The sequence below is a fragment of the Flavobacterium sp. genome (genome assembly GCF_043773265.1).
GTDB lineage: Bacteria > Bacteroidota > Bacteroidia > Flavobacteriales > Flavobacteriaceae > Flavobacterium.
Genome location: NZ_JAYVFH010000131.1, coordinates 1 through 6,734, shown reverse-complemented (window position 1 = coordinate 6,734; position 6,734 = coordinate 1). Strand labels below are relative to the sequence as shown.

The 6,734-nt window shown below is 27.4% G+C and carries 7 protein-coding genes; 4 read left to right on the top strand and 3 right to left on the bottom strand.

Translation table 11 applies throughout. From position 1 onward, the window contains the following. The 4 genes from ACH2BO_RS07220 to ACH2BO_RS07205 all read left to right on the top strand — a co-directional run. A partial coding sequence (locus tag ACH2BO_RS07220) for a methylmalonyl-CoA mutase family protein (RefSeq protein ID WP_395044080.1) occupies nt 1–455 on the top strand: 455 nt, incomplete at its 5' end. A gap of 115 nt (nt 456–570) precedes the next feature. Beyond that, nucleotides 571–1,065: a hypothetical protein gene (locus tag ACH2BO_RS07215; RefSeq protein WP_395044079.1), complete on the top strand. Its 495-nt coding sequence runs from the start codon at nt 571–573 to the stop codon at nt 1,063–1,065. 67 nt (nt 1,066–1,132) lie between these two features. Next, complete coding sequence (locus ACH2BO_RS07210; protein WP_395044078.1) at nt 1,133–1,357, top strand: hypothetical protein; 225 nt, start codon at nt 1,133–1,135, stop codon at nt 1,355–1,357. A 152-nt stretch (nt 1,358–1,509) separates the two neighbouring features. Continuing rightward, nucleotides 1,510–2,613: an acyltransferase family protein gene (locus ACH2BO_RS07205; RefSeq protein WP_395044077.1), complete on the top strand. Its 1,104-nt coding sequence runs from the start codon at nt 1,510–1,512 to the stop codon at nt 2,611–2,613. Here the strand turns inward: ACH2BO_RS07205 and ACH2BO_RS07200 are convergent, their stop codons facing one another. The 3 genes from ACH2BO_RS07200 to ACH2BO_RS07190 form a co-directional block, all read right to left on the bottom strand. Continuing rightward, nucleotides 2,614–2,985: a YchJ family protein gene (locus tag ACH2BO_RS07200; RefSeq protein ID WP_395044076.1), complete on the bottom strand. Its 372-nt coding sequence runs from the start codon at nt 2,983–2,985 to the stop codon at nt 2,614–2,616. It lies immediately after the preceding gene. A gap of 88 nt (nt 2,986–3,073) precedes the next feature. Next, nucleotides 3,074–6,274 carry a hypothetical protein gene (locus ACH2BO_RS07195; RefSeq protein WP_395044075.1) on the bottom strand — a complete coding sequence of 1,067 codons (3,201 nt, stop codon included), beginning with the start codon at nt 6,272–6,274 and terminating at the stop codon, nt 3,074–3,076. A 278-nt stretch (nt 6,275–6,552) separates the two neighbouring features. Continuing rightward, on the bottom strand, nt 6,553–6,696 hold the full coding sequence (locus ACH2BO_RS07190; protein WP_395044074.1) for a hypothetical protein: 144 nt from the start codon (nt 6,694–6,696) through the stop codon (nt 6,553–6,555). Nucleotides 6,697–6,734: the final 38 nt, after the last annotated feature.

Sequence of the window (6,734 nt, the reverse complement as noted above, 5' to 3'; positions counted from 1 at the left end):
TTATAGAAGAATTAACCGATTTAGTTGAAGATGCAGTTTTACAAGAATTTGACCGAATTACAGAACGTGGTGGTGTTCTTGGTGCAATGGAAACTATGTACCAACGAAGCAAAATTCAAGAAGAAAGTTTGTATTATGAAACCTTGAAACACACAGGAGAATTCCCGATTATTGGTGTAAATACTTTTTTGAGTTCTAAAGGTTCACCAACAGTTATTCCTGCAGAAGTAATTCGTGCTACCGAAGAAGAAAAACAATATCAAATAGATATGTTGACCAATTTACAAAAATCAAGTGCTTCTAAAGTAGCCGAACAAATAGAATTATTGCAAACAGCAGCCATCAAAAACGAAAATCTTTTTGCGTTATTGATGGAAGCCACAAAGGTTTGTTCATTAGGACAAATTACTAATGGTTTGTTTGAAGTTGGTGGTCAGTATCGTAGGAATATGTAGTTTTATTTTAGTTCTAACAGGTTTTAAAAACCTGTTAGGTCTAATTTATATCCAAAACTTTCCTGTAAAACTATAAAACAATAACTTCTAAAACCACTTTTAATATCATAAAATCATGAAAACTAAAATATTTTTTCTTTTTACAATAGTAATTACAATGTTGGCAAGTTGTTCATCTGATACTAATGTTAATCAAACTATTGATTCTAATATTATCGCTAACGGAATGACATTTGTTCCAACTTCTGTAAACGTTTCCAACGGTATTGCATCTATAGAAGGAGAAAGCGCATTAATTTTTTCGTTGTCAAAAGGTACAATTGGAAATACCAATTACGAAAACATAACTTTCAAAATAAATTATCCTTTAACTTCGAGTAGTGCGCCAAGCGGAACTTATGAATTTGGCATTGGAGAAACTGGAACTATGCTTTTTGCACAAGGAAGTTATGTAAAAGGATCACTAAGTTATAGTTTGGCAGGATATTCTGTAAAAGTAACCGCTTTAGGAAATGATAAATATAAATTAGAATTTCAAAATATTGAAGCTGTTAATATAAGTAATGGTTCTGTTATAATTATTTCAGGTTATTGTGAAGGTAAATTTTAATTGAAATGCATTCTGTTTTAATAAAATTAATATATTGCATGTCTATTAACCTTTTATAACAACATTTATGAAAAGAATTGGAAGTATTATGGCTTTGCTAGGAATAGTAGCTGTAGTTATGAATTATTTAGACAGAGTTCCACGACTATTAATGTGGATTTATAATTGGGGTGACACAACTGCTTGGATTATAAAAATAGGTTTAATTGTTGTTGGTGCAGCACTTTACTTTTTAGGACCAAAAGAAGAGGAAGATGTTGAAGAAGCCAAAATAGAATCTAAAGAAGAATAAATTAAATGCGTTTTGTTATAAAAAAACAAGACGTATTTTTTTTTTTTTGATTGATGTAATTCTCATTTAGAGAAACACTGTAAGTTTTATAAACTTGCATCACAATTATAAAAGTGTAGCTTTGTAACTCAAACAAAACCTCTTAAAGTAGTATGAATCTGAAACAGAATTCCAACAAAGAAAAAACCAAATTATCAAAATTAGAAGCAGTTAGAGGTTTTGCAGCTTTGTATGTTGTTTTTCATCATCTATTTTCTTCTGAATTAATTATTGGTGGATTCAATTTTTCTTTTTTGTTTCATTTTGGTCAAGAAGCGGTTATTTTATTTTTTGTGCTTTCTGGATTTGTAATTTCCTATTCTTTTGAAAAATCATCAGTTAAATCGTTTAAACTATTTTTTTTTAAAAGGTTTTTTAGAATCTACATTCCGCTTATTTTAGTTTATCTTACTAGTTATTTTCTAATTTGTTACAGTTCAAATGATTTAGTAGCTGTAGATTGGAAAACACTACTCGGAAATCTTTTTATGTTGCAAGATGCATCAGAAATAAAACCAAATGTTTTATTTGATCCTTTTCTTGATAATGGTCCGCTTTGGTCGTTGTCTTATGAGTGGTGGTTTTATTTTATATTTCTATTTCTATATAAAAACTTCAATAAAAATTGTTCTTTAATTGTTTATGGTTTAGGAGTTTTAGCAGCTATTTCTTATCTCTTCTATCCAAATTTTATTAATAGAGAATTAATGTATTTAGTAATTTGGTGGATTGGTGTTGATATGGCTAAATTATATTTAAACAAGAGTGAAATCAATTTTAGAACATTACATATTCCGTTGATTACACTTTTTTTATGTACTTTAATTTTGTTTTTTAATATTGTCCTTCAAGATAAAATCAGTATTCAGAAATTGCAAGGAATTGTTGGTGTTCATCCTTGGTTAGAATTTAGACATTTTGCTTTTGCATTACTAATAATAATTGGTGCTTTACTCTGGAAAAAACTAAAATGGTTTGGCTTTAACATCACTTTTGGTTGGTTTGAATCTATTGCTTCTATATCATTTGGGATTTACATTTCGCATTTTTTTCTTATTATTCACGCTAGTTATTTAGACAAAATAATAGAAAATAACTTTATTAGATATTGTATTTATTTTATAGTTTGTTTGGGCTTTTCTTATTTAATAGAAAGAGTTATTTATACTAAATTAAATAAATTTTTTATTAATAAATTTTATAAAAAAAACGATTAATTAAAATTCACCATCAACATAAAACCAATTTCCATCTTCAAGAATAAAAGTAGATTTTTCATGATGTATTTTTGGCAATTTATGATTGTCAAGATAAGATGCTTTAAAAGTTACAGTGTTTAGTGTTGTTTCTAGTATTTCTAAATTTGTCCATTTATTGGTTTCTGCCCAATGTAATATGTCTTTTTTCTTGTAATTTTTTCTTGTTGAAATATGAGTTGTAGCAACCAAATAATCAGCATTTTTAGTTGCATAAGCGCTGTATCTAGAACGCATTAACGTTTCTGCAGTTGCAGGTTTTTTTGTTCCTTTTATGTAAGGTTGACAACATTCTTCAAATGATAAGTGATTTCCACAATAGCAAATAGTCATGATAATTTACTTTTAGAAGAAATAAATTTAAATATTTTTTTTCACTTACTTAGTTTAAAAAACATAAAATTTACATTGTTTTTTTGAATTAATTTTTTATAATTTTTTTAGTTATTTCATAAGATTCAAAAATAAATTTTGCAATATAGGTTTCATTAGAAATGTTGGAAACATCATAAACAATTATATTCTCGTCTTTATTTAAAACATTCCAAATATTTATTTTTTGACCTAATAAATTATACAATGCAACAGATTTCAATTCTTCTAAATTTTCAAATGCAAACTTATTATCAGTAATTGTCGCTTTAATATCCTTTGGTGATGATACTGTTTTAGAAAACCCATTATTAATATTATTATTATTATTATTTGTAAATCTTAAAGAAAATCGATTATTATAAGTTCCTTGATTTAAATTAAAATAAACAGCACTATTTTTAATATCATGATATATATTTGTTTGATTGTCATGCATGTATATGGTTTCTTCGATATTAAAATTCTCTAAGTTCTCTATTTTTAATTCAACTTTTCCAGATGTACCAATTACAATTCCAATTGGAATAATACTATTTGTAGTAAAGTTTCCAACACCTTGAATATTTAGTTTTTTATTGTTTAATGTAAAATAAACATCATTGTTTTGAGTGTCAATTTGTTCTCCATCATATCCATAATCATAATTTTCTGTTGCGTTTTGATTCATAAATCCTACCAAGATTTCTCTGTGAATTGAATTTGATAAATTTGTAAACCCTAATTTAACTTTTTTATAATTTGATCTTGAAACTAATTGCGATTCATTTCTAAACATAAAATTAGAGTTTGTGTTTGTTTCTGTAGCAAAAGTTCTTTGATTATTGCTTAAAGTTATTGTTCCTCCTGTTGCATTGGCAACTACAAAAAATCCTTGTCCAACAGGAATATATCTATTTGGAATTCTAGTACTAGAACCTAAATTACTTATTCCAATTGGTGCAACTGGAGCTGTACCACCAGTTTTTGTAAGTGTTGCATAACCACCTTGATAATTAGCCAAAACATGGGTTGCATTAGAAACATAATGTTCCCAAAAATATAGTGTTCCAGATAATGAACTAACATTATCATCAATGAATTGATGAGAGTCTAATGATGATGCATAAGGATTTCCACTTAAATTAAGGTTGTTTGCTGCAATTGGATAAGTAATCAATCCGTTATTGGGTTTGCCAACAAATGTATAATTTTGAGTTGGAGTTGCACAACCACTTCCTTTTAATGTAAATCCATTTCCTGCATTTATGTTTCCGTTTGGTCCAATATAAGTCCAATTGGCAACGTTATTAGAAACATTTTGATATTTATAAATCCAAAAATTAGATAAACTTATTGGAGAAGTTGGTAATCCATTATTAGCACTTATCCAATTTATAGTTTGAGGATTTGATGGGTTTGTTCCGTCTTTTAATACACTTGCAACAGTATATAATCCATTTGTGCCGACTGGCGAAGACCAATAATTGTAGTTATAAACATTAGATTGTCCTTGTTGATCTTTATAAATTTTTCCTGTTCCAGAACTTGAGTTTGTTGAAATTCCAAGTTTTGATTGAATTAATTGTGAACTACCATTTAATCGAATGTCACCTGAAATTAAATCTAAATTATTTGAAACATACAATCCAAAATTAGTTGGAATAAAAACTCCTTTAGAACCATTTGATGTATTTAAATTTAAATTATAAAAAGTAATTTGGTTGTTACTACTTGTTATGGTTTGGTATTGATTTAAAATAGCATTATTAAAAGTTATTGTGCTATTAGCAGGGACAAAAGTGCCATTATTCAATATGTTTCCAGACACATAAAGCTTACTTGTGTTGCTAATAGTAAGTGTTTTTCCGCTCTGAATTGTAATGTTATTACATCTTGCAATTTTATCTAATGGTGCAAATGTAGAAAGCTCATTAATAACTGAATTTTGATTAATAGTTGGCAAAGTCACATTTACAGAGTTTGTTGGCACAACTCCACCAGACCAGTTTCTACAATCAAACCAATCTAAATTATAACTTCCTGTCCAAGTACCGATAGAACTATTCGTTAAATCATAATTTACTGTTGTGGTTGCAGACGATGAATCGTTTAAAGGATTTGAATCTCCAGAAACTGTATAAACTTCTGATGAGTTAATTACAGTAGGTACAGAATTACATTTTGTTCTTACTTTAATAAATATTGTTAAAGGAAAACTAGAGTTTATTAATGTACCTTCTAAAACTGCTGTTAAACTATTTTCAACAGAATCAAATGAAAAAATCACATTTCTAGTTTCACCAGGTCTTTTATTGTAGCTTATTAAATCAACGTTGGCAGGAATAAAATCTTTTATAATAGGATTTAATCCGTTTTTTGTAGTATTATTTTTTATAGTTATTGCATAATCAATAAAACCTCCAACAATAGCAGTTCCTGTACTAGCTGTTTTAACAATATCCAAATCTGGAGAATCTGGTAAATTTGGATTTCCACCACCACCATAAATAAAAGTTGTTACCAAGCAACTATGAGAAACATTTGAACAATTATTTGATGTTGCTAGTACAGTCGTATAATTATAATTATTGGGTTGAGTACCATTTGGTGTATCAAATCTAATCAAAAAACTATAGGATTCATTTGGTTCTAAAACAGGAGTTGAAGTTATAGTTACTCCATTTACATTTTGAAATTGTGAGGTTAAATTGGTTCCTGTTTGTGAACTTGATAGTGTGTAACTATCAGAGACATTACCTATATTAGTAATAGTCATTATATAATAATTCAATGCAGGCGAAGCCGATTTAATAAAGCCATCTAAAGTTGAAGGCATACTAAAATCACAAAATAATGTAAATGAATTAGAAGCATTTATTCCGCCACTACCATCAAATAATGGACTTGTAGAGCCAACAGATATTTTATAACCACTTGATGATGGTGTTCCTAAAGGAATAGGAATGTCTCTTGTAACTATAGCAGTAGAACCATTATTTGAAACAGGAAAAGAACTTGAATTAAAAGTATAAATTGAAGTAAAATTTAATCCAGAATTGTCTGATAAATAAACATTATAGTCTGTGGTTCCTGTAAAATAATTGGGGTTTCCAATACCATTTGTAACCATAAAACTTATAGAAATTGGACCACCAGAGGAATTTACAGTTGGAGTTCCAATAATTTGCCCATTAACATTAATGGTTAGTAGTAAAACAAACACTTGCAACACAATATTTATTTTTTTTAATAGTAATAAATTTTTCATAACACATCATTTATAAATTAATACTTCAAACTAGTTGTATCATTTACATCAGTAGGTATAAAAAAATTATTTTATCATATAAAATAGGTAATTTGGGAATTGCTTATATATATCATTGAATTGTTTTACAAAATTAGAATTAATAAAAATCTTATATATACGTACTTTTACGTGTTTTTTTATTAAATTTTAATAAATCATTTATTAAAATTTATATTAAATTAACAAAATAGTTAGGACTATAATAATTTATTCGTTAAAAAGCTAATTTCATCTGTTTAAATACCTTTTTTAACATTAAGTTGTCTTAAAATTTCTTTTAGTTTTTCTTCACGAGCTACTTTTTTAGCTTTGGCTTTATCTTGCTCTTTATGAAGCTTATCGTTATGTTTTTTAATGTTTCTTTCGTTATTTCTTCCCATTTATTTTGTTAGAATTTAAAGAAGCTGCCCAAAATTAA

What these genes read in the sequence shown, in the direction of transcription:
- ACH2BO_RS07215 (WP_395044079.1), top strand. Translation starts at nt 571, where the DNA reads ATGAAAACTAAAATATTTTTTCTTTTTACAATAGTAATTACAATGTTG.
- ACH2BO_RS07210 (WP_395044078.1), top strand. Translation starts at nt 1,133, where the DNA reads ATGAAAAGAATTGGAAGTATTATGGCTTTGCTAGGAATAGTAGCTGTA.
- ACH2BO_RS07195 (WP_395044075.1), bottom strand. Translation starts at nt 6,274, where the DNA reads ATGAAAAATTTATTACTATTAAAAAAAATAAATATTGTGTTGCAAGTG.
- ACH2BO_RS07205 (WP_395044077.1), top strand. Translation starts at nt 1,510, where the DNA reads ATGAATCTGAAACAGAATTCCAACAAAGAAAAAACCAAATTATCAAAA.
- ACH2BO_RS07200 (WP_395044076.1), bottom strand. Translation starts at nt 2,985, where the DNA reads ATGACTATTTGCTATTGTGGAAATCACTTATCATTTGAAGAATGTTGT.
- ACH2BO_RS07190 (WP_395044074.1), bottom strand. Translation starts at nt 6,696, where the DNA reads ATGGGAAGAAATAACGAAAGAAACATTAAAAAACATAACGATAAGCTT.